The organism is Stutzerimonas stutzeri, from assembly GCF_024448935.1.
Classification (GTDB): domain Bacteria; phylum Pseudomonadota; class Gammaproteobacteria; order Pseudomonadales; family Pseudomonadaceae; genus Stutzerimonas; species Stutzerimonas stutzeri_AO.
This window is the reverse complement of record NZ_JAMOIE010000048.1, coordinates 1-24,306: the sequence shown is the minus strand read 5'-3', so window position 1 is coordinate 24,306 and position 24,306 is coordinate 1. Positions and strand designations below refer to the sequence as shown.

Annotated in this window: 15 protein-coding genes, 1 tRNA gene and 4 pseudogenes; 15 read left to right on the top strand and 5 right to left on the bottom strand. The window is 62.8% G+C overall.

The genetic code is table 11. The annotated features are described in order from the left end of the window. The first annotated feature begins 555 nt into the window (after positions 1-555). From NA637_RS14485 to NA637_RS14465, 5 genes are all read left to right on the top strand, one after another. Positions 556-9,102, top strand: a complete 8,547-nt coding sequence (locus NA637_RS14485) for a GH36-type glycosyl hydrolase domain-containing protein (RefSeq protein WP_256073120.1) — start codon at positions 556-558, stop codon at positions 9,100-9,102. A 193-nt stretch (positions 9,103-9,295) separates the two neighbouring features. Further along, on the top strand, positions 9,296-11,296 hold the full coding sequence (locus NA637_RS14480; RefSeq protein ID WP_256073119.1) for a peptidase U32 family protein: 2,001 nt from the start codon (positions 9,296-9,298) through the stop codon (positions 11,294-11,296). 271 nt (positions 11,297-11,567) lie between these two features. Beyond that, the gene (locus NA637_RS14475) at positions 11,568-12,344 is read left to right on the top strand and encodes a transporter substrate-binding domain-containing protein (RefSeq protein WP_256073118.1); all 777 of its coding nucleotides are present in this window, start codon (positions 11,568-11,570) and stop codon (positions 12,342-12,344) included. Between the two features lie 204 nt (positions 12,345-12,548). After that, on the top strand, positions 12,549-12,959 hold the full coding sequence (locus tag NA637_RS14470) for a septal ring lytic transglycosylase RlpA family protein (protein ID WP_256073117.1): 411 nt from the start codon (positions 12,549-12,551) through the stop codon (positions 12,957-12,959). An 86-nt stretch (positions 12,960-13,045) separates the two neighbouring features. Beyond that, positions 13,046-14,359 (top strand): methyl-accepting chemotaxis protein, encoded by a 1,314-nt coding sequence (locus NA637_RS14465; protein WP_256073116.1) that lies wholly within the window; start codon positions 13,046-13,048, stop codon positions 14,357-14,359. A 159-nt stretch (positions 14,360-14,518) separates the two neighbouring features. Here the strand turns inward: NA637_RS14465 and NA637_RS14460 are convergent. Beyond that, positions 14,519-15,094: pseudogene (locus tag NA637_RS14460) on the bottom strand (MFS transporter); the annotation flags it as partial. A 65-nt stretch (positions 15,095-15,159) separates the two neighbouring features. On the opposite strand from NA637_RS14460, the pseudogene NA637_RS14455 reads away from it, so the two are divergent. Further along, positions 15,160-15,348 (top strand): annotated as a pseudogene (locus NA637_RS14455) (NAD(P)-dependent oxidoreductase); the annotation flags it as partial. A gap of 209 nt (positions 15,349-15,557) precedes the next feature. After that, a complete protein-coding gene (locus tag NA637_RS14450) occupies positions 15,558-16,154 on the top strand; it encodes a hypothetical protein (RefSeq protein WP_256073115.1) in 597 nt (198 codons plus the stop codon). A gap of 66 nt (positions 16,155-16,220) precedes the next feature. Here the strand turns inward: NA637_RS14450 and NA637_RS14445 are convergent. The 3 genes and pseudogenes from NA637_RS14445 to NA637_RS14435 form a co-directional block, all read right to left on the bottom strand. Next, a pseudogene (locus tag NA637_RS14445) lies at positions 16,221-16,532 on the bottom strand (dienelactone hydrolase family protein); the annotation flags it as partial. A gap of 20 nt (positions 16,533-16,552) precedes the next feature. After that, the gene (locus tag NA637_RS14440) at positions 16,553-17,284 is read right to left on the bottom strand and encodes a DUF72 domain-containing protein (protein WP_256073114.1); all 732 of its coding nucleotides are present in this window, start codon (positions 17,282-17,284) and stop codon (positions 16,553-16,555) included. Between the two features lie 13 nt (positions 17,285-17,297). Beyond that, positions 17,298-18,494, bottom strand: coding sequence for an acyltransferase family protein (locus NA637_RS14435; protein WP_423836735.1), 1,197 nt, complete (start codon positions 18,492-18,494; stop codon positions 17,298-17,300). Positions 18,495-18,792: 298 nt separating this feature from the next. Here NA637_RS14435 and NA637_RS14430 point away from each other — a divergent pair, with 298 nt between their 5' ends. Further along, the gene (locus NA637_RS14430; RefSeq protein ID WP_256073112.1) at positions 18,793-19,881 is read left to right on the top strand and encodes a serine hydrolase; all 1,089 of its coding nucleotides are present in this window, start codon (positions 18,793-18,795) and stop codon (positions 19,879-19,881) included. A gap of 44 nt (positions 19,882-19,925) precedes the next feature. After that, on the top strand, positions 19,926-20,960 hold the full coding sequence (locus NA637_RS14425; RefSeq protein ID WP_423836734.1) for a serine hydrolase: 1,035 nt from the start codon (positions 19,926-19,928) through the stop codon (positions 20,958-20,960). Positions 20,961-21,227: 267 nt separating this feature from the next. Here the strand turns inward: NA637_RS14425 and NA637_RS14420 are convergent. After that, positions 21,228-21,315 (bottom strand) — tRNA-Leu (locus NA637_RS14420). A gap of 390 nt (positions 21,316-21,705) precedes the next feature. On the opposite strand from NA637_RS14420, the gene NA637_RS14415 reads away from it, so the two are divergent. The 6 genes and pseudogenes from NA637_RS14415 to NA637_RS14395 all read left to right on the top strand — a co-directional run. Beyond that, positions 21,706-21,942 carry a cache domain-containing protein gene (locus tag NA637_RS14415; protein WP_256073111.1) on the top strand — a complete coding sequence of 79 codons (237 nt, stop codon included), beginning with the start codon at positions 21,706-21,708 and terminating at the stop codon, positions 21,940-21,942. Beyond that, positions 21,939-22,025: pseudogene (locus NA637_RS25540) on the top strand (hypothetical protein); the annotation flags it as partial. The gene NA637_RS14415 and the pseudogene NA637_RS25540, both read left to right, overlap by 4 nt. A gap of 310 nt (positions 22,026-22,335) precedes the next feature. Then, the gene (locus NA637_RS14410) at positions 22,336-22,605 is read left to right on the top strand and encodes a hypothetical protein (RefSeq protein WP_045427540.1); all 270 of its coding nucleotides are present in this window, start codon (positions 22,336-22,338) and stop codon (positions 22,603-22,605) included. 152 nt (positions 22,606-22,757) lie between these two features. Beyond that, on the top strand, positions 22,758-23,054 hold the full coding sequence (locus NA637_RS14405) for a hypothetical protein (RefSeq protein ID WP_256073110.1): 297 nt from the start codon (positions 22,758-22,760) through the stop codon (positions 23,052-23,054). A gap of 313 nt (positions 23,055-23,367) precedes the next feature. Then, positions 23,368-23,532, top strand: coding sequence for a hypothetical protein (locus tag NA637_RS14400; protein WP_256073109.1), 165 nt, complete (start codon positions 23,368-23,370; stop codon positions 23,530-23,532). A 116-nt stretch (positions 23,533-23,648) separates the two neighbouring features. Continuing rightward, on the top strand, positions 23,649-24,306 hold a 658-nt coding region (locus tag NA637_RS14395; protein ID WP_423836732.1), incomplete at its 3' end, for a DNA topoisomerase IB.

Below are 24,306 nucleotides of genomic sequence, written 5' to 3'. Positions count from 1 at the left end.
ATAGTGGCCGTCACTCCCAACGCATTCACTGATCCGATGCGTCACACCACAGTTGTTCGAAGCGAGCCGCCCATGGTTGCATCGTCTCGTACCGTGCAGCCAGCGCCAGTGAAGCCCGCTCGCTTCCCCATGGCCCGATCAGCTGTATCCCCGTTGGGTGCCCGTGGCTGGCATGGGCGGCAGGCAGATTGATTGCAGCGTCACCAGCGGCGTTCACCCAACCTGTGAAAATTGCATGGCCACGCGGGCAAGTCGCTGCTCCACCCGGCACCGACAATAAAACCGGCGTTGCTGTATCCTGAGTCCATTACCGCGACAGCATACTTCCTGCAAGCGGGGTGGCCTTTAGGCCCTTCCGCTTACATGGGTCGCCGAATCTTGACGCCTCTGCCACACCGCCATGCGGTGTGGCGTATGCACGAGGCCGTACGGCGATTTGGCAGAAACCGGCAACCGGTTTCCCGTTGTTCCGAAAGCTTGCCGCCGTGGTTCCTCTCGACAGGATCCGGCGCCTCTACGCCTGCTCCCCCATATCCGCTAGTCGGACAGGCGCACATGACCTCAGTTTTCCGTCACATTCTCGGACGCCACCAGCGCTCGCCCCTCTGGAACGACCGCGCGCCCGTGCGCGACGAGCTGTTCGGTATCGAACGGCTGGAACACCACGCCCGTAGCCTGGCCGCGGCCCAGCCTGTCACCGACAGCCCGCCCGCCGTCATGCCACTGCACGCGCGGCTGAACGACAACGCGGCGGTATTGCTGGCAGCTTACCGCGCCAGCGCCGCGGAGCTGGAAGGTGGGCGCAGCGTGGTGCCCGCCGCAGAATGGCTGCTGGACAACTATCACCTGGTCGAAGCGCAGATCCGCGAGATTCGTGACGACTTGCCACCGGGCTTCTACCGCCAGTTACCGAAGCTGGCCGAAGGCCCCTTCACCGGTTATCCCCGTGTATTCGGCATCGCCTGGGCGTTCGTCGCCCATACCGACAGCCATTTCGATCCCGAGACGCTGCGCCGCTTCATCAGCGCCTACCAGCAGGTCCAGCCGCTGAGCATCGGTGAGTTGTGGGCCGTGGCGATCACCCTGCGCATCGTGCTGATCGAGAACCTGCGTCGGCTGAGCGACCAGATCACCGACGGACGTGCCACCCGCGCCGCGGCCGATGCCATGGCCAGCCGGTTGCTGTCGGCCGTCTCTGCGAAAAAAGCCCTGGAGGATGAAATTGCCTCGCGTGGTAGCGCGCCGATGTCCGAAGTGTTCGCGGCGGAACTGGCCAAACGGCTACGCGACCAGGACCCGAACACCACACCTGCTCTGGGCTGGCTGGAAGAGTTACTGGGTCAGCAAGACAGTTCCATCGATCAGGTGGTGCAACACTCGCAGCAACGCCAGGGCGCGTCCAACGTCAGTGTACGCAACGTGATGACCAGCATGCGGCTGATCTCGGATATCGACTGGACCGAACTGTTCGAGAGCGTCAGCCTGGTCGACGCGCGACTGCGCGCCGGCAGCGCGTTCGCCATCATGGATTTCCCCACCCGCAACCTGTACCGCAGCGCCATCGAACAACTGGCGCGTGGCTCCAGCGCGACCGAACTGGACGTCGCCGGCGCCGCGCTCAGCGCCGCAGCGGCTGCCCCCACGCACGATCTCGCCCAGGACGAGCGCGTGGGCGATCCGGGCTATCACCTGATCGGCGAGGGCCGCCTCGCTCTCGAACGCAGCATCGGCTTCAGCCCGCCGCTGGGATTGCGCCTGAGCCGATTCCATATTCAGCTCGGGATCGTCGGCTATGTCGGCTCGATTCTGCTGGTAACCGCGCTGCTGCTGTCGGTCGGCCTGCAAGCGCTGACCAGCGTCGGCGTGGGTGCCGGATGGCTCGCGCTGCTGGCCGCGGTCGCATTCCTGCCGACGACCGATGTGGCCACCACCCTGGTCAACCGTGTGGTGACCTGGCGTTTCGGTGCCATGACCCTGCCCGGGCTGGACCTGACCACCGGCGTGCCACAGTCTCTACGCACCCTGGTCGCCGTACCCACGTTGCTGACCAACGAAGCGGACCTGCTGGAGCAGATCGAACGCATCGAAGTGCATCACCTGGCGGGCGCAGGCGGTGACCTCACCTTTGCGCTGCTGACCGATGGGCTGGATGCCGACGCGGAAACCATGCCTGGCGATGCGCATCTGCTCGCCGTGGCCGTTGGCGCCATTGCCGCCCTGAACCAGCGCTATGGCCCGGCACCTGGCGGCAGCCGGTTTCTGATCCTGCACCGCCGACGCCAGTTCAACCCCAGCGAGGGACGCTGGATGGGCTGGGAGCGCAAGCGCGGCAAGCTGCATGAGCTGAACCAGCTGCTGCGCGGCGCCACCGACACCAGCTATATGCCGTTGGCCGGTTGCACACAGCAGGTGCCCGCCGATGTGCGCTATGTGATCACCTTGGACGCCGACACCCGGCTGCCGCGCGATGCCGCCATGCGCCTGATCGGCAAGATGGCGCACCCGCTCAATCGCCCGCGCTTCAGCGAGGCCGAACAACGGGTGGTCAACGGCTATGCGATCCTCCAGCCGCGGGTCACGCCATCGCTGCCGGTGGGTCGCGAAGGCTCGTTCTACCAGCGCGTTTTCTCCAGCCCTGGTGGTATGGACCCTTACGCCGCGGCGGTTTCCGATGTCTACCAGGACCTGTTCGGTGAAGGCTCGTACACCGGCAAGGGCATCTATGATATCGATGCGTTCGAGGCGGCGCTCGCCGGTCGGGTACCGGACAACACCATGCTCAGCCACGACCTGTTCGAGGGCGTCTTTGCTCGTGCAGGGCTGGCCACGGACGTGGAGGTGGTCGAGGAGTTTCCGTCGCGCTATGACGTCTCCGGCAAGCGCCAGCACCGCTGGACCCGTGGTGACTGGCAGCTGCTGCCATGGATCTTCGGCGCCCGCCATGGCAAACAGGCGCTGCCGGACATCGGCCGCTTCAAGATGCTCGACAACCTGCGCCGTTCATTGGTCGCACCGCTCACCCTGCTCGCATTGACGCTGTGCTGGCTGCTGCCTCTCCCGGCCGCGCTGGTCGGCACCTTGCTCATACTCGCGACGATGGCCATTCCCGCGGTGCTGCCGATCTGCTTTGCACTGCTGCCCGCCCGCAGCGGCATCTGCGTGCAAAGCCACCTGCGAAGGCTGCGCGACGACCTGCGCCTGGCTGCCTCGCAAACAGGGTTGAACCTGGTCTTTTTGCCGGACCAGGCCTGGCGCATGGTCGATGCCATCGTCCGCACGCTGTCGCGGCTGTCTGCCCGACGCAATCTGCTGGAATGGACCACTGCCGCCCAATCGGCCATCAGCCCGCGCCTGAAGCTCAGCGGTTTCTATCGCGGCATGGCCGGCGGCACGGCCCTGGGCGTTGGCGCTGCGCTCTTCGCGCTGCTGATCGCTCCCGGCTCCTGGCCAGTGGTGCTGCCCTTCGCCCTGCTCTGGCTGGGTGCACCGGCGATCGCCCTGTGGGCCAGCCGCTCACCGCGCATCGCGCCCCGGCAGACGCTCGCCGAAGCGGACGCCGAGGAGCTGCGCCTGATCGCCCGACGCACCTGGCGCTTCTTTGAAACCTTCGTCACGCCGGCCGACAACATGCTGCCGCCGGATAATTTCCAGGAAGACCCCAAGCCGGTCGTCGCCCGCCGGACCTCGCCCACCAACATGGGCCTTTACCTGCTCTCGGCCATTACGGCGCGAGACTTCGGTTGGGCCGGCACCCTGCAGACCCTCGACCGTCTGGAAGCGGCGCTGGACAGCATGAGTCGCCTGCAGCGCCACCACGGCCACTTCTTCAACTGGTATGCCACCGAAGACATGCGTGCGCTGGAGCCGCCCTACGTGTCGGCCGTGGACAGCGGCAACCTCGCCGGCCACCTGATCGCCCTCGCCAATGCCTGCGAGGAATGGCTCGAGGCGCCCACCGCACCGAATGCACGCGCGGGCCTGCAGGACACCCTGGCACTGATTCGCCAGGCCATGACCGCGCTGCCGTCCGCCAGCGGCGAGCGTGGCCGTCCTCTGTCCGAGCTGATCAACGAGATCAGCGCGCAACTCGGCGAGGAGCAGGCGCTCGATACGCTGTCCGCGACGCTCCAGCAACGGGCCGAAAAGGCCGCTCGCCTTGGCCTGGAACTCTGCCCGCCGGGTGAAGACGACGCGTCGTCCGACCTGCGATTCTGGATCGATGCATTGGGCCGAACCCTGGCCGAGCACGCTCGCGATCGCCAGCTGCAAGGCGATACGCTGAGCGACACGCAGAACCGCCTGCGCGAGCTTTCCCGTACGACCCGGCAGATGGCGCTGGGGATGGACTTCGCCTTTCTGCTCGACCCCGAACGCAAGCTGTTGTCGATCGGCTACGGACTGGCCGAAAACAGCCTCGACCCCAGTTGCTACGACTTGCTGGCCTCCGAAGCGCGTCTGGCCAGCCTGTTCGCTATCGCCAAGGGTGACGTGACCACCCGTCACTGGTTCCGCCTGGGCCGCACCGCGACGCCACTGGGTAACGGCTCGGCGCTGATTTCCTGGTCGGGTTCGATGTTCGAATACCTGATGCCGTCGTTGGTCATGCGCGCGCCGGCCGGCAGTCTGCTGGAGCAGACCAACCGCCTGGTGGTGCAGCGCCAGCAGGACTACGGCAACGATCGCAACGTCCCGTGGGGCGTGTCCGAGTCGGCCTATCACGCCCGCGACATGGAATTCACCTACCAGTATTCCAACTTCGGCGTGCCGGGCCTGGGCCTCAAACGCGGGCTGGCGGAAAACCTGGTCATCGCGCCCTACGCCACCGGCCTTGCCACCATGGTCGACGCTCCGGGCGCACAAGCGAATTTCCGCCGCATGGCAGAGATGGGTGCGGTCGGTCGCTACGGCTTCTACGAGGCACTGGACTTCACCCCGACGCGACTGCCGGATGGCCAGTCCTTCGTCATCGTGCGCAACTACATGGCTCACCATCAGGGCATGACCATCGTCGCCATCGGCAATACCCTGCTGGGCGGGCAGATGCGCGCCCGCTTCCATCGCGAGCCGATGATCCAGGCCTGTGAACTGCTCATGCATGAGCGCATGCCGCGTGACGTCGCCATCGCCCATCCGCGCGCCGAAGAAGTGAAGATCCGCGCTGTCGAGGGCAGCGGCGATCCGCAAGCCCTGCGTCGGTTGAACGCCTCTGCGGCCGGTGCCGCGCCCGTCACCCACCTGCTCAGCAACGGCCGCTACGCCGTGATGCTCACCGCCGCCGGCGCAGGTTACAGTCGCTGGCGCGATATCGCGGTGACCCGCTGGCGTGAAGATGCCAGCCGTGACGATTACGGCTCGTTCATCTTCCTCCGTGATACGGCAGACGGCCGCGTCTGGCCAGCTGGCGGTCAACCCAGCGACAGCGATGCCCTGAGCCATGAGGTGATCTTTGCCGAGGACCGCGCCGAGTTCGTTCGTCACGATCTCGACCTGTCCACCAGCCTCGATGTGCTGGTTTCCGGCGAAGACGACGGCGAAGTGCGCCGCGTATCACTGGTCAACAGCGGCGCCTACGCCCGCGAAATCGAGCTGACCTCCTACAGCGAAGTGGTGCTCACCACTCCATCCACCGACAACGCGCACCCGGCCTTTGCCAAGCTCTTCGTGGTCACCGAATACCTGCCCGAGTTCGGCGCGCTGCTGGCCACCCGACGCCTGCGCAGCGAGGGTGAGCGCCCGATCTGGGCCGCACATTTTGCCGTGGCCGAAGGTGAAGTCGTGGCCGATCCGCAGTATGAAACCGACCGGGCCCGCTTCATCGGCCAGCGGCCAAGCGTTGCCACTGCCGCGGTGGTTGCCGAAGGGCTGGCGCTGTCGGATACGGTGGGCACCGTGCTCGACCCCATCTTCGCGCTCAAATACCGCCTCAAGGTGGCGCCGGGCAAAGTTGCCCGCGTGGCCTTCTGGACCCTGGTCGCCGAATCGCGGGACGAGCTGCTCAACCTGATCGAGAAACACCACGACCGCAGTGCCTACGACCGCGCCAAGACGCTGGCCTGGACACAAGCGCAGGTGCAGCTGCGTCACCTGGACATCAAGCCGGCCGAAGCGGCCGACTTCCAGCGCCTGGCGGCACCCATCCTCTATGCAGACCCGCAGTTCCGCGCGCCGTCAGCAGCAATCATCCAGGGCGCCGGTGCCCAGTCCGGCCTCTGGCCGCATTCGATCTCCGGCGATCTGCCCATCGTCCTGCTGCGCATCGACGACGTTCAGGACATCGCCCAGGTACGTCAGCTACTGCGCGCCCACGAATACTGGCGCATGAAGCGCCTGGCGGTGGATCTGGTGATTCTCAACGAGCACGCCAGCTCCTACCTGCAGGACCTGCAGATCGCCATCGAAACCGCCGTGCGCAGCAGTCAGTCGCGCCCGCGGTTTGGCGCCGAACTCGCTCAAGGCACGGTGTACATGCTGCGCGCCGACCTGCTGAGCACCGAGGCGCGTGCGCTGCTGCGCAGCGTGGCTCGTCTATCGCTGATCGCTCGCCGCGGGCCGATCGCCAATCAGCTGACCAACCAACTGGTTCCATCGCAAGCACCGGTCTTGCCGCCGCGTCCTGCCGGGCGCCAAGCGACCGGACTGGCGACGTCAGCTGTTGCGCGTCCATCGGCCGCCGAGATTTCCAGGCACCTCGAGTGCTTCAACGGCCTGGGTGGTTTCGACAAGAATGGCCGCGAGTATGTGACACTGCTGGAAGCGGACGCCAACACACCCGCACCCTGGATCAACGTGATCGCCAATCCGCAGTTCGGCTTCCAGGTTTCGGCGCAGGGCAGCGGCTACACCTGGGCCGAGAACAGCCGGGAAAACCAGCTCACGCCCTGGTCCAACGACCCGGTAACCGACCCCTGCGGTGAAGCCTTTTACATCCACGACGAGGACAGCGGCGCACTGTTCAGCCCCACCGCACAGCCGATTCGTGATGGCGGGCTGTACGTCGCACGACACGGCCACGGCTACAGCCGCTTCGAGCACCAGGCCGACGGCATCGCCATGGACCTGCTGGAGTACGTGCCACTGGCCGACCCCATCAAGATTTCCCGCCTGACCCTGCGCAACCTGTCGGCCGTGCCGCGCCGGTTGGCGGTCACCCGCTACAGCGAGTGGGTGCTCGGTACGGCGCGCGGCGCCAACGCGCCCTTCATCATTACTGGCCGCGATGACAGCAACGGCATGCTCCTTGCGCGCAACCCCTGGAACAGTGCCTTCCCCGGGCGGGTGGCCTTTGCCGACCTTGGCGGTCGGCAAACCGGCTGGACCGCCAATCGCAGCGAATTCCTCGGCCGCAACAGTGGGCCTGCTACCCCAGCAGCGCTTTTCGCGGGTGCGCCGCTGTCGGGTATCACGGGCGCCGGCATGGACCCTTGCTCGGCCTTGCAGACAAGCGTCGAACTGGCTGTGGGCGAGAGCATCGAAATCGTCGCCTTCATCGGTCAATCCCCGTCGGCAGAGGCTGCGCGGGCGCTGGTCGAACGATATCGCCAGACGGACCTGGACGCCGTGCTGCTGGAGGTCACCGAGCATTGGCGCAGCGCCCTGGGCGCCGTACAGGTGAAAACCCCGGACCGCACGATGGACATCATGCTCAATGGCTGGCTGCTGTATCAGACCCTGGCCTGCCGCATCTGGGCGCGCTCGGCGTTCTATCAGGCCAGCGGTGCCTATGGCTTCCGCGATCAGTTGCAGGACGGCATGGCGCTGACCTTCTCGCGGCCCGAGGCCACCCGCAGCCATATCCTGCGTGCGGCCAGTCGCCAGTTTCCTGAAGGCGACGTGCAGCACTGGTGGCTGCCGCACTCCGGTCAGGGCGTGCGTACACGCATCTCCGACGACCGTGTCTGGCTATCGTTTGCCACCGCGACCTACATCCAGGTCGCCGGCGATCCGGCGATTCTCGATGAGCCGGTCACCTTTCTCGAAGGACCGCTGCTCAAGCCCGGCGAGCATGACGCCTTCTTCCAGCCGATGATGGCTGACGATGCGGCGCCGCTGTTCGAGCATTGCGCGCGCGGCCTGGATCAATGCCTGGAACTGACCGGCGAGCTCGGCCTGCCGCTGATCGGTGGCGGCGACTGGAACGACGGCATGAACCGCGTCGGCGAGCACGGCAAGGGCGAAAGCGTCTGGCTTGGCTGGCTGCTGCTGCGCACCATCGAACTCTTCGCGCCGCTGGCGGACCAGCGCGGCACGGTGGCTAATGCCCAACGCGCGGAGCGCTGGCGCAAACACGCGCAAGCACTGGCTGATTCGCTTGAAGAAAAGGCCTGGGATGGCGAGTGGTATCGCCGCGCAACCTTCGACGACGGCACCTGGCTCGGCTCCAAGGACAGTGACGAGTGCCGCATCGACTCCATCGCCCAGTCATGGGCCGTGCTGTCCGGCGCGGCCGATCCCACCCGTGCAAAGCAGGCGATGGGCTCGGTGCAGCGCCACCTGATCCGCGACGACGATGGCCTCGCCCTGCTCTTCACCCCGCCATTCGACAAGACGGAAAAAGAGCCGGGCTACATCAAGGGTTATCCGCCCGGCCTGCGGGAGAACGGCGGGCAATACAGCCACGCCGCGATGTGGGCCATGCTCGCCTTCGCCAAGCTGGGCGATGGCGATGCGGCCTGCCGCATGTTCAGCCTGCTCAACCCCATCAACCATGCACTGACACCGGAAGAAAGCCGCCGCTACAAGGTCGAACCCTACGTGGTGGCGGCGGACGTCTACGGCGTCGCACCGCACAACGGCCGCGGCGGCTGGACCTGGTACACCGGTGCCGCCGGCTGGATGCACCGCGCCGGCGTCGAGGGGATTCTCGGCATCCGCCGTGAAGGTGAATGGTTGATCGTCGATCCGTGCATCAGCAGCCAGTGGCCCGGCTTCGAAGCGACCATCACCCTGGGCGAAACGCGCTACGCCATTCGCGTGGAAAATCCGACACAGGCCAACCGCGGTATCCAGCACGCGCAGCTGGATGAAAGCCCACTGGATTGCGCAAACGGGTACGTGCGGCTTGCGCTGGATGGTGGACAACATCAGGTGGTGTTGACGTTGTAAACGAAGCCGCAGACCGTTCCCTCGCACTCGCGAGGGAACGGAACCACCGGTGCACTCGCGCCCCGTCCACCGAGGGCAGGTTGGCGTAATACCCTGCTCGCGGGTGCTGGCACCCCACTCGCCCGGCGGCCAGTCCCAAACCGACCGCAAGCCATTACAATGCGTGACTTTCGATTCAAATCCGGTCCGCGCCATGTCCCTGCCCAAGCACCATCTCGAACTGCTCGCCCCTGCCCGGGATGCCAGCATTGCCCGTGAAGCCATCCTGCATGGCGCCGATGCGGTGTATATCGGCGGCCCGAGCTTCGGTGCGCGGCACAACGCCGAGAACAGCGTGGCGGACATCGCCGAGCTGGTGAAATTTGCGCATCTGTTCCACGCACGGGTATTCGTCACCATCAACACCATCCTCCATGACGATGAGCTGGAAGCTGCGCGGGCGCTGATCTGGCAGCTCTATGAAATCGGCGTCGATGCGCTGATCGTGCAGGACATGGGCGTGATGGAAATGGACATCCCGCCGATCGAACTGCACGCCAGCACCCAGACCGACATCCGCACCCTGGAGCGCGCCACGTTTCTCGACAAGGCCGGTTTCTCGCAGCTGGTGCTGGCCCGCGAGCTGAACCTGCAGGAAATCCGCGCGATTTACGACGAAGTGGATTCGACGCTGGAATTCTTCATCCATGGCGCCCTGTGCGTGGCGTTTTCCGGGCAGTGCAACATTTCCCATGCGCAAAACGGCCGCAGCGCCAACCGTGGCGATTGCTCCCAAGCGTGCCGCCTGCCCTACACGCTGAAGGATGACCAGGGCCGCGTCGTTGCCTTCGACAAGCACCTGCTGTCGATGAAGGACAACAACCAGAGCGCGAACCTGCGCGCGCTGGTCGATGCCGGCGTGCGTTCGTTCAAGATCGAAGGGCGCTACAAGGATGTGAGCTACGTGAAAAACATCACCGCTTACTACCGCCAGCGCCTCGACGGCATCCTCGCCGAGCGCCCGGACCTCGCCCGTGCCTCCAGCGGTCGCACCGACCATTTCTTCGTACCGGACCCGGACAAGACCTTTCACCGCGGCAGCACCGATTACTTCGTGACCGACCGCAAGATCGACATTGGCGCCTTCGACTCGCCGACCTTCACCGGTCTCGCCGTGGGTGAAGTGCTCAAGGTCGGCAAGCATGACCTGACCGTGCAGACCCGCGAGCCGCTGTCCAACGGCGACGGCCTCAACGTGCTGATCAAGCGCGAGGTGGTGGGTTTCCGTGCCAGCGTGGTCGAGCCGCTGAAGCGGTTCGAGGAGGACGGTCAGTCGTTCTGGCAGTACCGCGTCGAACCCAACGAAATGCCCGCCGCCATGCGTCAGGTGCGCCCGAACCACCCGCTCAACCGCAACCTGGATCACAACTGGCAGAACGCGCTGCTCAAGACCTCCGCCGAGCGCCGCATCGGCGTGCGCTGGCTGGCGAAATTGCGCGCCGATGAACTGGAACTGCACGTCACCAGCGAGGAAGGCGCCTATGCCACGGCCACCCTGGCTGGCCCGTTCGGCGAAGCGAAGAAACCGGAACAGGTACCCGGCCAGATTGCCGACCTGCTGAGCCAGCTGGGCACCACGATCTACCACGCCGAAGAAGTCGAAGTGGATGCACCGCAGGCCTTCTTCATCCCCAACTCGCAGCTCAAGGCGCTGCGCCGCGAGGCCATCGAGGCGCTGGGCGAAGCGCGCGAAGCCATCCGTCCGCGCGGCGGGCGCAAGCCGGTCAGCGTGCCGCCGCCGGTCTACCCGGAAGCGCACCTGTCGTTCCTCGCCAACGTCTACAACGAGAAAGCCCGGGCGTTCTATCACCGTTACGGCGTGCAGCTGATCGATGCGGCCTACGAGGCCCACGAGGAAACCGGCGAAGTGCCGGTGATGATCACCAAGCACTGCCTGCGTTTCTCATTCAACCTCTGCCCGAAACAGGCCAAGGGCGTCACCGGCGTGCGCACCAAGGTTGCGCCGATGCAGCTGATGCACGGCGATGAGGTACTGACCCTGAAATTCGACTGCAAGCCCTGCGAGATGCACGTGATCGGCAAGATCAAGGGCAACATCCTCGACCTGCCGCAGCCGGGCAGCGCCAGCAGCGTGGTCGGCCACATCACCCCGGCCGACTTGATGAAAACCATTCGCAGCAAGCCGCACGCCTGAGGCCTGCCGGGGATCAGCCTTGGAATTACCGCACGGCGGCCGAATGAATTCGGCCCTGCAAGGGAATCGTTGGCTGACCGTAGGACGGCGAAACAAATTCAGCCCGAGTGCAGGGCCGAACTTGTTCGGCCATGGTCCCGGTGCTTACGCGGCGGTACGGCGTCACGCAAACCCCTTGTGAGGTCTGGCCGCTCTCCGTTACGTTCGACGTGCCCGACTGACGGGTCAGAACAATAACCGCAGCCCAGGCATGTCCTTGTAAGGAAACACCATGAGATCTCTGATTGCGGCTGGCGTCTTGCTGGCCAGCGGCGCGGCCTTCGCTGCGCCCTCCTCCTCGGTGCTCGATGAAGCCCAACAGCGCGGTACGCTGAAGATCTGCACGACTGGCGACTACAAGCCCTACACCTTTCTGCGCGACGACAAGCGCTACGAGGGCATCGACATCGCCCTCGCCGAGTCACTGGCAAAGTCCCTGGGCGTCAAGATCGAGTGGGTACCGACCACCTGGAAGACCTTGATGCCGGACTTCCTCGCTCAATGCGACATGGCCGTGGGCGGCGTCTCCATTTCACTCGAGCGGCAAAAGAAGGCCTTCTTCAGCAACCCGATCACCGTGGACGGCAAGATCCCCTTCGTTCGCTGTGATGAGGCCGAGAAGTACCAGACCGTCGAGCAGCTCAACCAGCCCTCGGTGCGCCTGATCGAGCCGCCAGGCGGCACCAACGAAGCCTTCGTGCGTCGCGAGCTGCCCAAGGCGCAGCTGGAGCTGTTCCACGACAACACCGTGATCTTCAAATCCGTCGCCGATAACAAGGCCGACGTAATGATCACCGACTCGTCGGAGGCGCAGTATCAACAGCGCAACTACCCGACTCTGTGTGCGGTTAACCCCGACAAACCCCTGCAGTACAGCGAAAAGGCCTTCCTGCTGCCGCGCGGTGATGTGGCATTCAAGGCCTACGTCGATCAGTGGCTGCACCTGACCAGGGCCACTGGAGAATACCAACGCATCGCTGACGCCTGGTTGGCCAAACCGAGCGAGTAAGCGCGCCGGGGCGGACCCGGGCGATCGGGTCCGCTATGCATTACACCGCTCGGCTTGCACCCTCCCCGGTGCGCGAGCGCTGATCACTGAAGCACGAGTGACCTCGAAAACTTACTGGCACCGATACACTCTCATAATGGCTCCGCGCCTTACCGTTCCGTACGGCGCTGCCCGGATTCCTCATGACGAAGACAAGGATCGACGATGCTCATCAGGCCAGCCGTTTGGTTGTTCACCCTGCTCACGGTCGTAGCACTTGCAGGCTGTACCACTCCGCGACCGAAGATCCCCTCACCGCAGGAAGCGCCCACCGAGACGGGCGCACTGATCGGTTCAGGCAAGGCCTCGTATTACGGCAACCAGCACCACAACAAACTGACCGCCAGCGGCGAGCGCTTCGACCAAAATGCACTCACGGCAGCGCACCGCACCCTGTCCTTCGGCACGAAGGTTCGGGTAATCAACACCCGTAACGGCCAAAGCATCGTAGTGCGTATTAACGACCGCGGGCCGTTCGTCCGAGGGCGGATTATCGACCTGTCGAAAGCGGCGTTTGAGCACATCGCCAGCACGCGCGCCGGCGTGATCCGGGTGCGCCTGGAGCGGGTCGACTGAGGCACGCGCTCCGAGCGACGTTGGTCATCAAGTATGGAAGTGGCGTGCCGATAGAGAGGTACGTCCAGTCATCTGTCGGTGCTTTCATGTTCAACAACCACCTCAAAAAACAAGTCGAAGAGCAGACTGTAGAACTGTCGCTGCTTCGGCAGCTTCGCGAACAAATGAACGCAACGATGCTGTCGATCACCCTCGACACCGAGTTTCGAATGGTGGCCGTCAACCAGAAATTCGCGCAGACGCTCGGCTACACCGTCGAGCAACTGAAAGGCCGCGCCATGGCGGATATCGTCCCGGCCTATGTAAAAAGCCTGCCCTGCTTTCATAATTTCCGAGCGGCTGTGTCCAAGCTCGAACCCGTCAGCGACGACTATCGTTTTCTGCGCACCGACGGCAGCCTTGCCTGGCTGCACATCGACTGGTATCCGATCCTGAACGCCCAAGGCAAGTTGCTGCACATGAGCGGGTACGCCCGTGAAGTGACGAAAGAGCTGCAGCTGGCCAAGGAGAACGAAGCGTTCATCAACGCGCTGCTGCGTTCTACCGCGGTCATTCAGTTCAATCTGGACGGCACCATAGTCTCGGCCAACGACCAGTTCCTGCAAGGCATGGGCTATTCGCTCAAGCAGATCGTGGGCAAGCACCACAGCATGTTCTGCCCTCCGGAAGAAGCGTCTTCCCAGCAGTACAAGACCTTCTGGCAAACGCTAAATCGCGGCGAATTCGTTGCGAATCGCTTCAAGCGCATCGACAGCAAGGGCCGGGACGTCTGGCTGGAAGCGACTTACAACCCCGTCTATGACACCGAAGGCAAGCTGTGCAAAGTGGTCAAGTTCGCCAGTGTGGTCAGCGATCAGGTCGCACGTGAGGAAGAGGTCCGGGAAGCGGCGAGCATCGCCTATGATGTGTCGCGCAAGACCGACACCAGCGCCGAGCGCGGCGCCGTGGTGGTCAAGGATACGGTTGCGACCATGAAACGCATCGCCGAGGAGGTCGAATCGGCCACTCAGGGTATCGAGGCGCTGGGCCAGCAATCGCACCTGATCAGCTCCATCGTCCAGACCATTGGCGGCATCGCTGCACAAACCAACCTGCTTGCACTCAACGCCGCCATCGAAGCCGCACGCGCCGGTGAACAGGGTCGCGGGTTTGCTGTAGTCGCCGACGAAGTTCGCCAACTGGCCGGCCGCACCAGCGCCGCTACCGAAGAGATCGTCAGTGTGGTGCAGAAGAACCAGGCGCTGGTCGACGAAGCCGTACGGGAAATGGCCAACAGCCGCGAGCAAGCAGCCCAAGGGCTGTCGCTGGCCAACCAGGCGGGCGAGGTCATCGTCGAAATCCAGGACGGGGCCAAACAGGTCGTAAGCGCGGTGGGTCGCTTCGCCAACGAACTGCATTGATGGGATGGCTGGCTACGGTACGCCAGCCCCTTCATTGACGGCCGATACCGGAATCGACGTCGCCAGGAATTTGCGTCAACGGAGCACCCAGCTCTTCGGCCAAGCCTAACCCGCGCAGCAACGTGGGATCACAACCCCGCTGACACCTGCCCCAGCGCGTCAGAGCGCGGCGCGGCTCACCGGCCTGGCGAAGCGATAGGTCGCAAAGCAGCACAGCACGACGCCGCTCAGGGCCAACAGACCGCCAACGATGCCAACAGCGCTGAGGCCGAGATGAGCGGTGACCAGGCTGCCCAGCAGTGCGCCGCCGCCAATGCCGACGTTATAGATGCCTGAGAACAAGGCCATGGCGACATCCGTCGCATCGGAGGCGAGGTTCAGTACTTTCGCCTGTAGCGCCAGGCCAAAGCACATGCCGGCGATACCCCATACCACCACCAGAGCAGCCAGCAGCGAGCCGTCGCGCGATGCGGGCAACAGCAGCAACAGGCACATAGCCACGGTCGAAATCGCCGCGATCAGGAAGCCCTTCGGATACCGGTTGCTGTAACGGCTGAAGAGCACCGACCCGAGAATACCGGCCCCACCGAACAGCAGCAGCAGCGCCGTGGTCATGTTGCCGTTCAGGCGCGCGATGGTCTGCGCGAAGGGTTCGATATAGGTGTAGGCGGTGAACTGCGCGGTAATCACCAGCGCGGTCAGTACATAGGCCGCCACCAGCGCTGGCCGCTTGAACTCAGGCGCCAGCCGTATCTACAGCAAGCATTCACACGACTGGAGATTGTATGAGCTAACCGAAAATTCGCGCGCAGAAGCAGGACCGTCTACCCGGGCTGGAAAGCGAGCTGCAGCCACCTGCCGAGTTCATCCGTGACAGCTACAAGGGCAGCGGCAAGCTGGAAGGCAAGGTCGCGCTGGTCAGCGGTGGCGACAGCGGTATCGGTCGTGCCGCAGCCGTGCACTTCGCCCGCGAAGGCGCAGACGTCGCAAACGGAGCTGCCCCTGGACGGTGCAGCTCCGGGTACGGGCCAACTGCCCGAAGCATTGGGTAATGAGAACGACCGGAACCAATGCCCCGCCCCCTGCGCCCAATAGACAGGACGGCGTGCGTCTAGCTGACTTACCGAGGCGCTTGCTACAACTGTCAACGCAGCCACGGCTGCACATTGTTTAGATGCAGCCCATCTGCGGTACATCCATGACCCAGATCCTCATCGCCGCCTTCGACCGTTACGCCGAAGCCGAGCAAGTCAAATCCGAGCTACTGAGCCAGGGCATTGCCAGTGGCGCCATCCAGGTATCCGCCTCCTCCAACCCTGAAACGGTCGACAGCAGCCGCGTCGAAGTCATCGGCGAAGAGCCGGACGAAGACGCCACGGTCGCCGACAAACTCGGCAGCTTCTTCAGCAAGGTCTTCGGCGACGATTCGAGCAAGCATGCCGGCCGTTACCCGGAGGCGGCACGTCGGGGATCGACCGTAGTCACCGTCACGCTGGAGGACGATAGCCAGGTCTCCTGGGTCGAGCAGGTCATGGAGCGCAACGGTGCAATCGACATCGATGAGCGCAGCGCCACCTGGGGCAGCGATGACGCAACGCCTGTCACCGCCAGCACCGAGACACTGACCACCGGTTACCCCGACGCCTCCTCCATCAGCGAAGACGAGCGCAAGCTCAACGGCATGGCCACACCGGATCGCGGCGCCGATGATGGCTCCATTCCTGGTCGGGCGGAAAACGAGAAGGTCGCCCGCCGTGACAACACGGCTGGACGGGTACGGATCATTCCGCGATAAGTCGATGCATTGGCGGATGCTTTGTAATGGCATCCGCCGATCTTTATCGAACGGCTCCGTGCGCTATCACTGCGTAGCGAACGTCTCGTCGAGTAGATCATTCATGGCCTGGAACGCGCGCTTCGCCACTGCCGGATGGTATTCATTGCGACCCGGAACCTTGGCGTAGGGATCGGTGAACGAGTGCACGGCATTGCCGTAGCTGACCATCTGCCAATCCACTTCGGTGGCTTTCATCTCGGCGACGAAAGCGTCGACCTGCTCCTGCGAAACGGCCGCGTCATCGGCGCCGTGCAACACCAGTACCGGGGCCTTTATCTGCTTGGCATCTTCGGGGTTGGGTGTATCCAGGTTGCCATGGAATGAGGCGTAGCCCGCAAACGAGCCTGTAAGCGGACTCATATCTGCAAAAGGCGTCCTTGAAGGGCAAGCGCATCGGCCGTAGCGGCCCCGCTTGCCGTGTTATCGAAGATGCACCATTGGATTGCCTTGCTGCACTCGCCCGTCAAACGCACGGCCAGGGCGTCGAGCCGATCGGCTTCGTAGGTCGAGTAATAGATGCGCGGCGATCCATGTAGTCGGTAATAGCGCAACCCCGACCATCCCCCCGGCTCGGCGGATTCGGCAAAAGGAGCCGGGTCGGCGGCAACCCGCCCGATACGCGCTTGCTGCAGCAGGGCGTCGGCCTGCAGCCAGGTCGGATGACGCGGCTCTATAGCGATAGAGCCCTCGAAACGCGCTCGCAGTGCGTCGAGAAAATCTTCGGCCCTCGGCGGGTCGAAAACCAGCGACGGCGGCAGCTGAACCAGCAGGCAGCCGAGCTTTTCGCCCAGATGCTCACATTCATGCAGAAAGCGTTCGAGCAATGCTTCGCACCCGATCAGCTTTTGCTGGTGCGTAATCTGTTTCGGCACCTTCACGCAAAAGCGAAACGCCTCCGGCACGCTAGCGGCCCACTTGGCATAGGTCGCGGGACGGTGGGGGCGGTAAAAGGAGCTGTTGATTTCCACCGCACCGAACCGGCCTGCGTAGCGCTGCAAGTGCGTGCCCTCGACCGGAAAAGCGGGCCACTGCTCACGCGGAAGGCTCCAACTGGCGGTGCCGAGATATATTGCTGGCGTGTCTTTCATCGCCCCGCTCCGCTCATGCCGACTTCGATTGAACCGGCAACCACCTGAGCAGCCGTTTGCGAGTTGGCACCACGGCGTGTTCCTGAGCCCAGAGGCAGATCGCCACGGTCAATATCAGGTACAGCGGATAGAACCATAGCGACAAGGACTGCTCACCCGCCTGGGCTGCGCAATCGCTCCACGCCTCGATACAGCCTGGTGAGAACACGGCCAACAACTTTTCCGAACGGGAAAACAGGATGAACACCGGCACGTGCAGAACGAACAGCGGCAAGGACGCCGCACCCAGGCGCTGCGACCAGCGAATCAGCCCTGCGCTCGCCGGCGTCGAGATGAGTGCGAACAGATAGATCAGCGCCAGCTGCGAGGGCAGCAACAAGCCGTTGTGCAGGAGGAAGTACCAGTATTTCTCTCCCTTGAGCAGCCAGATCGCGCCGACGAAACACACCAGAACCAAGCCCGCCATCAGCAGTCGGCCGCCCAGTCGCGGTAAGCGGTCGTGGGTCTGCATCTCGCGGAACAAGCCGTACAGCAGGATGCCGGCGAGAAACTCGGGCAAGCGCAGCAATGGCATGCGGTGCAGCATGCCGGTAAACGGAATGCCATATTCGTGCTGCTGGACCACCCACAAGGGCGGGATCAGGTAAATCGCCATGACCACGCCGAGCCACAGCGCCTTGTGTCTCAGGTTCATCAACCGAGGCGCCAGCAACGGGAAGGTCAGGTAGAAAAAGAACAGGGTGGAAATCGACCACAACGGCGGGTTGAACGTCAGGTAATAGGGATTCCAGGCCTGCAGCATGAGCAACTGCAACACGAAATTGAGCAGTAGCTCGCCATTGCCCATGAAGTGCTCCAGCGTCTCGCGCGACGCGTCGCCCAGGTCTTCATGGGTGTCGTAAACCACGAAGCGCAGCGTGGCTTTGACGTCGTCAGGCGGAATGCCGAGCTTGGCGATGATGAACAGCACCAGCCCGGTCAGGGCGAGGGAAAACAGGTGCAGCGGGTAGAGATTGGCAAAACGCCTGCTGAGAAAGCTTCGCCCTGGCTCGCGCAGCTGGCCCTGCTGGCAGTAGACGTGAGCCAGCAAAAAACCCGAGAGGACGAAGAAGGTGCTGGTGGCGAAGAACCCGACACCCGTCATGCCCGCCAACCATCCAGGCAGGTCGTCGGCATAATTGTGAAGGGTGTGGAAACACACGATGTACATGCCGAGCGAAAAGCGCAGCCATTCGAGCCCGATGAATTTGTCCTTGCTGACCTGCCCCACGCATTGCTCCTGTCCTGTTGCTTGCTACGTACCGTCAAGAGGTAGGACGTTGCGCTACGGCCAGTCGTTCGATGATGGGCAGGTTGCTAGACCGGGCGCGGGTGCAACCGCACAGCTGCAGCGCAGCTGCGGCACGCTCGACCGCTGAGAAATTCAGTCACGTACCGGTTCCGCACGGGCCGGACCCTGCGGGGTCAATAGCCGGTATCAAGTCAGCAAGTGAGGTCAGATCGCAGTGTTGCCCCGATCCAAGCATCCGTCCCGTACCGGTATCGCAGCATCGCTATTGATGGCTGCTGCGCTGTTGATAGCCCCAACGCAAACCTTCGCCCAGGAGGGTTTCAGCTGGGCCGAAGACTTTCTCGAACGTGTCGCAAAGGTCGACGAACAGACCTCTGGGGAACTCGGCGTGTATCTCAAGGATCTGGACAGCGGTGTGTCGGCGTCCTATCACGGCGACGAGTTCTGGTATCTGGCCTCCACGATCAAGGTCCCGGTAGCGATTGCCATCATGCGACGTATCGACCAGGACACGATGAGCCTGGACACGCAAGTGAAACTGCTGGAGTCGGACTATGTTGACGGAGCCGGTCCAACCAATAGCCACGGACCCGGCAAGCGCTTGAGCGTCCGCTACCTCATGGATCAAATGCTGATCCACAGCGACAATACGGCCACCGATATGTTGATCAGTCTGGTAGGCCTCGAGGCGGTCAACGCAGTCACCCAGGAACTCGTTCCGGAAGGGTTAGGCCCGATTACCCGGCTGGCGGACGTGCGCAGGCTGATCTACAGCGAGCTTCATCCGCGGGCCCGGGAGCTCTCTGGCCGAGACTTTCTGCGCCTCAAACAGCAGCCCTCCGAGGCGGGCCGCAAGAAGATACTGGCCAACCTGCTCAAGGTCCCGTCGACCGATTTGAAGCAGATCAGCCTGAACGAGGCGTACGCCCGTTATTACGCCACGCCTTACAACTCAGGCACGCTGCAGGCGTACGGCGATCTGCTCACTGCGCTGGTGGAAGGCCGCGCGCTGAGCCAGGCCAGTACCGAATATGTCATCAGCGTCATGGCACGCGTTGCTACGGGCGCGCAGCGCATCAAGGCCGGACTACCCCCCACCGTCAACTATGCCCATAAGACCGGAACCCAAGTCGCGCGTATCTGCGACGTCGGCCTTATCTCCCCGCCCCCCTACAAACCCTTGGCTTCAGACGGACGAATTGTCGTCGTAGCCTGCGTACGCGGCGCCGCGTCCACCGCCAAGGCCGAACGCGCGCTGCGCGGTACGGGTGAAGCGATTACCGCCTCTGGAGTGCTACGCCTGTGAATGCCAAAATCTTGCTCAGCAGAAAGCTGCTTGCCCTTCCAGTACTGGTTGGCCTGGGGCTCGCGCTCTGGGCCTACAAAGAGCAGGCCTATTCGGATTCCTGGCGCAGCGCGCTCGAGCAGGACATCCGGCGCATCGACGAGCAGTCACCGGGAAAGCTCGGGGTCTACGTCAAGCATCTCGGTGACGGCAAGGCGCTCAGCCATGACGCCGACCGATTCTGGTACCTGGGTTCGGCTGTCAAAGTGCCCATTGCCGTTGCCGTGCTGCAGAGCATTGATGAAGGCAAACACAGCCTGGATGAAGAAATAACCCTCGAAGCCACCGACAAGGTCGACGGCTCAGGAGATCTGGTCTGGCAGGACGAGGGCGTCGCCTATTCGCTGCGTAGCCTGCTCAACGAAATGCTGATCGAGAGCGACAACACCGCCGCCAATATGCTGATCCGCCTGATTGGCGAGGACGAACTGAACGAACGCACCCGCAAGAACATGGGCGGCAAGGGCTTCGAACGTATCACCGACTTCACCCAGGTGCGCCGGGATGTCTACGGCGAACTCCACCCCGACGCGCGGGACCTGGACAACATCGAGCTGGTGAAGCTCGCCTCTGCGCCGTTCAGCAAACCGCGTTACGAAGCGGTGGCGCGAGTCCTGAACATCCCCACCAGCGAGCTGAAGGCTGACAGCATGGAGCAGGCCTACGCGCGTTACTACGCGCGCAACCTGAACGCCAGCACCCTGGAGTCATACGGCAGGCTGCTGGAAAAACTGGCTAAGGGCGAGTTGCTGTCCGAATCGAGCCGGGACCTTCTGTTCAAGGACATGAAGATCGACCGCTACGACGCCTACCGGCTCGAAGCCGGCCTGCCCAGCGATGCGGCCTTCATCCAGAAAACCGGCACGCAGCTGGAGCGCGCCTGCCACGTCGGCGTGATCGAGCCGTTGGCAGAAAAGCAGGCCAATACCATCGTCATTGTCGCTTGCGCCGAAGCACTCGACGAAGACAAGGAAGCCGGCGTGGCGTTCGAGCAAGTCGGCAAAGCGATCACCAAGGCGTTGTTGGGTAACGCTGATTGAAGACGTTGGGCCGCACGCCACTCGGCATGACGTTGCTGCACCTGACACGTGCCGACCCGGTTCGGCCACTACAGGCCCACCTGCGTAGGTCCGGATTGCAGTCCCCCGTGGGCCGATTTAGTCGACCCGGACTTGCGATGCCGCGCTGACGAGGGCTCTGGCCCGAGCGGTTCTGCAGGCTGAACCGTGCGTAAGCAACTTTGCACCGCTTGGCCCGCTCAAATTGTGACGAGGTCCGTTGCGCTCGTATTCCGAAGACCTGATCGATGGTGCCTGGGACGGGACTCGAACCCGTATGCCGTTTTAGCGGCGGCGGAGTTTAAGTCCGCTGTGTATACCATTTCACCACCCAGGCTTGTATTCACAGGGCTTGGCAGCCCGTCTTACTTCTTTGCCGCCACCACAACAGCGCAGCATTACAACGTCTTCGTGGCCCAACAGCAGCCAGAGCGCAGTAATTTTAAGCCCTTGCGTCTACCAGTTTAGCCATCCGGGCGGGACGGTGATGCGCGATCTCAATCGCGGCGCAGGACTATAACGAGGCTCTGGTCGAGGCGCAACCCGAACGGCATTAACGCTGCGTCTATATAGGGCCTAGCGGACATGGACCAATAGCTCAACGTCGTCTATTCAATGGCGGCGGCGAACGCCGACGATCAGCCAGAACACCAGTCCGAGTATCGGACCTCGTCGAGACGGCGCGCGGCGTGCCGACCTACTCCCGTAGCTCGAAGCCAGCGGAAGCATGACGACCGCCGAGGCGCAGAAAGCCGCGATGGACCAGGTTCGCATGATTCGCCATGGCCAGAATGACTACTTCTGGATCAACGATAGGCAGCCGGTCGTGGTCATGCATCCGATAAAGCCGGAGCTAGAGGAGCAGGAGCCCTCCAAGGTCAAAGATCCGAACGGCAAAGAGCTGTTCAACGAAAGGGTCAAGGTAGCTCAACTCAAAGGTGCCGGCCTGGTTGATTATCAATAGGCGAAGCCCGGCGAAAAAGACCCGGCGCCGAAGATCTCCTGGTCGAACTGTTCAAGCCATGGGGCTGGATCATCGGTTCGGGAATCTATGTTGATGATGTCGAAGCGGAGTTTCAGAACTATCTGGTGCGTTTCTCGCTCATCGGTCTGGCAATCGCTGCGCTGATGGCAGTACTGCTCACGATTCTTATCCGCAGCATCCGAGGGACTAAGCCGACCATCCAAGGTGCGCCTATGCTAGACCTTTGGCTAATTGCAAAAAAAACACAAAATATGAAACGACCCTGTGACTTATCAGTCCTCTGTGTACATCAATGGATATGTAAGGCCAACGCCGCCAGCCTGGCGGCAGGCTCAAATCCGATTTTTGGTATCACACAGAGAGACATGCCTGATGAACAGCCCGCTTCGCTTCAACGACGCCCTTCTTATCACCGACCGTGCGTTCAAGCCGTTCCAGTGCGTCGCCTGGACGCTGCTCGAAGGCAACGGCGAACTCAGCATCACGGTCCTGGATGGCAGCGAATCGCGCACCGTGGGCCATTGCAAATTGGCGAGCAACGTCTACTCCGACCCGATCAAGCTCGGTCAGTCGCTGGAGCAAGCACGCGCCGATCTGAGTCGCCAGGGTATGCATCTCGCGCCTTGGCAGATGCCTGAGTAAGTCACTCCTCCTTGGTAAGGCCCGGTTGCGCAAGCCGCCGGGCCTTGTTCGTTGCATTTCGCTTGGCCACCAATGATGGCCCCGCCAGGAAAACGGACCCATTCGATTGTTTAACGGTCCCAGCAATGAGCGAATAAACGAAGGAGTGATCCATGAAAGGTGCAGAAGCCTATGTCAACGATCAATGGCACAGCAGCGGACTGGCCGATTTACCGGAGGGCGCCCAGAGCCATTGCGTTTCCTTGAAGTTCATCATCCCTCGCGACACACAGTCCACAGGGCTGATCACGCATATCCGTGATGTGGCGCAGCAGCGACTGATCGAGTTTTACACAGGCCGTCAGGTGACGCACAGACCGGTACAGGGCTCGGTCATCGGAGACGGCAGTGGCGATGGGATAAATCTCGTCTTCGACGTCGCGGCGGCGAACTCAACAACCACCGACTGAAGTCGGTGGGCTAGTGATCCACGGACGGCGTGACGGGATGACGTCGAACTCGTAAGCACCGGCCATACAACCGAATAGCCTTTTACACTGCCGTCTTTGCACGGCCACCAATAGCCTCAGCATTATCGAACGGGGCGAGCTGATCGGTCAGGCGGTGTCAACGAGAGTTGTGCGCGGTTGCGCCAAACCGTTCACACCAGCGCTCGACACGCGGTCCGAACCCCTTTCTGTTGCGTCGGTCTCTTATTGAGGCAAGCACTGTGCCCCTTTTCAGCGCAGCTGCCTTTCTCATCCGCAACCCAGGAGCGCTTACATGATCGGAGACTATTCCTCGATAAATGACCATCTGGAGAGTGCACGACGACTGGCCGACAGCGCAGAAACAAAGGCAGACCCAGCTATCTACCGAGAGGCAATCGACGAACTGGTTGCCGCGATAAGGCTGTTGATGCGTAACAGCCAGGAAAGCGAAAACTGACTACGCCTTTGTCCTGCGAATCGCCACCATCCACCAAGATAGCCCGGCCGCACTCATCTTAATATTCGTTAATGCGGCCAGGCTCTAGAAGGGCCGTGGTCCTTTCAGGAGCATGCATGCTGATCGATCAGGACAGCGAGACGGCTCTGCCCTTAGCGGAAGGTGTGCGTCCGCTTCTGGCGGACGAGCAAACGGATACCGGCACCGCCCTCTGTCCTGAGCTACCAGCCGATCTGCACTATGTAGACGACCACGTTCCCGGTATCAGCCGACGAATGCTCAGAGGCAAATTTGCTTATTTTCTGCCAACCGGAGAACGTATTCGGGATACGCATGAGATAACGCGCATCAACAAGCTGGCCATTCCCCCGGCCTACTCCGACGTCTGGATCTGCCCGGATCCGCAAGGCCATGTGCAGGCGACTGGACGAGATGTTCGCGGACGCAAGCAATATCGTTATCACCCCCGCTGGCGAGAGATCCGGGACGGCAACAAGTACGAGCGGGTTCTGTCGTTCGGGACTGCCCTTGCGCGAATGCGCGAGCGGCTGGAGGAGCACCTGGCTTGGCGCGGCATGCCGCGCGAAAAAGTGATGGCATTGCTGGTGCAACTGCTTGAGTCGACGCTGATCCGAGTGGGCAACCCGCGTTATGCAAAGGAAAACCGTTCCTACGGGCTCACCACTCTACGAACCCGTCATGTCGATGTGCGAGGCTCGGCGATCCGCTTTCAGTTCCGTGGCAAAAGCGGTGTAGAGCATCGCGTGACGCTAA

Coding starts and splice junctions, on each gene's coding strand:
- NA637_RS14485 (WP_256073120.1), top strand. CDS start 556: ATGACCTCAGTTTTCCGTCACATTCTCGGACGCCACCAGCGCTCGCCC.
- NA637_RS14480 (WP_256073119.1), top strand. CDS start 9,296: ATGTCCCTGCCCAAGCACCATCTCGAACTGCTCGCCCCTGCCCGGGAT.
- NA637_RS14475 (WP_256073118.1), top strand. CDS start 11,568: ATGAGATCTCTGATTGCGGCTGGCGTCTTGCTGGCCAGCGGCGCGGCC.
- NA637_RS14470 (WP_256073117.1), top strand. CDS start 12,549: ATGCTCATCAGGCCAGCCGTTTGGTTGTTCACCCTGCTCACGGTCGTA.
- NA637_RS14465 (WP_256073116.1), top strand. CDS start 13,046: ATGTTCAACAACCACCTCAAAAAACAAGTCGAAGAGCAGACTGTAGAA.
- NA637_RS14450 (WP_256073115.1), top strand. CDS start 15,558: ATGACCCAGATCCTCATCGCCGCCTTCGACCGTTACGCCGAAGCCGAG.
- NA637_RS14440 (WP_256073114.1), bottom strand. CDS start 17,284: ATGAAAGACACGCCAGCAATATATCTCGGCACCGCCAGTTGGAGCCTT.
- NA637_RS14435 (WP_423836735.1), bottom strand. CDS start 18,494: ATGTACATCGTGTGTTTCCACACCCTTCACAATTATGCCGACGACCTG.
- NA637_RS14415 (WP_256073111.1), top strand. CDS start 21,706: ATGACGACCGCCGAGGCGCAGAAAGCCGCGATGGACCAGGTTCGCATG.
- NA637_RS14410 (WP_045427540.1), top strand. CDS start 22,336: ATGAACAGCCCGCTTCGCTTCAACGACGCCCTTCTTATCACCGACCGT.
- NA637_RS14405 (WP_256073110.1), top strand. CDS start 22,758: ATGAAAGGTGCAGAAGCCTATGTCAACGATCAATGGCACAGCAGCGGA.
- NA637_RS14400 (WP_256073109.1), top strand. CDS start 23,368: ATGATCGGAGACTATTCCTCGATAAATGACCATCTGGAGAGTGCACGA.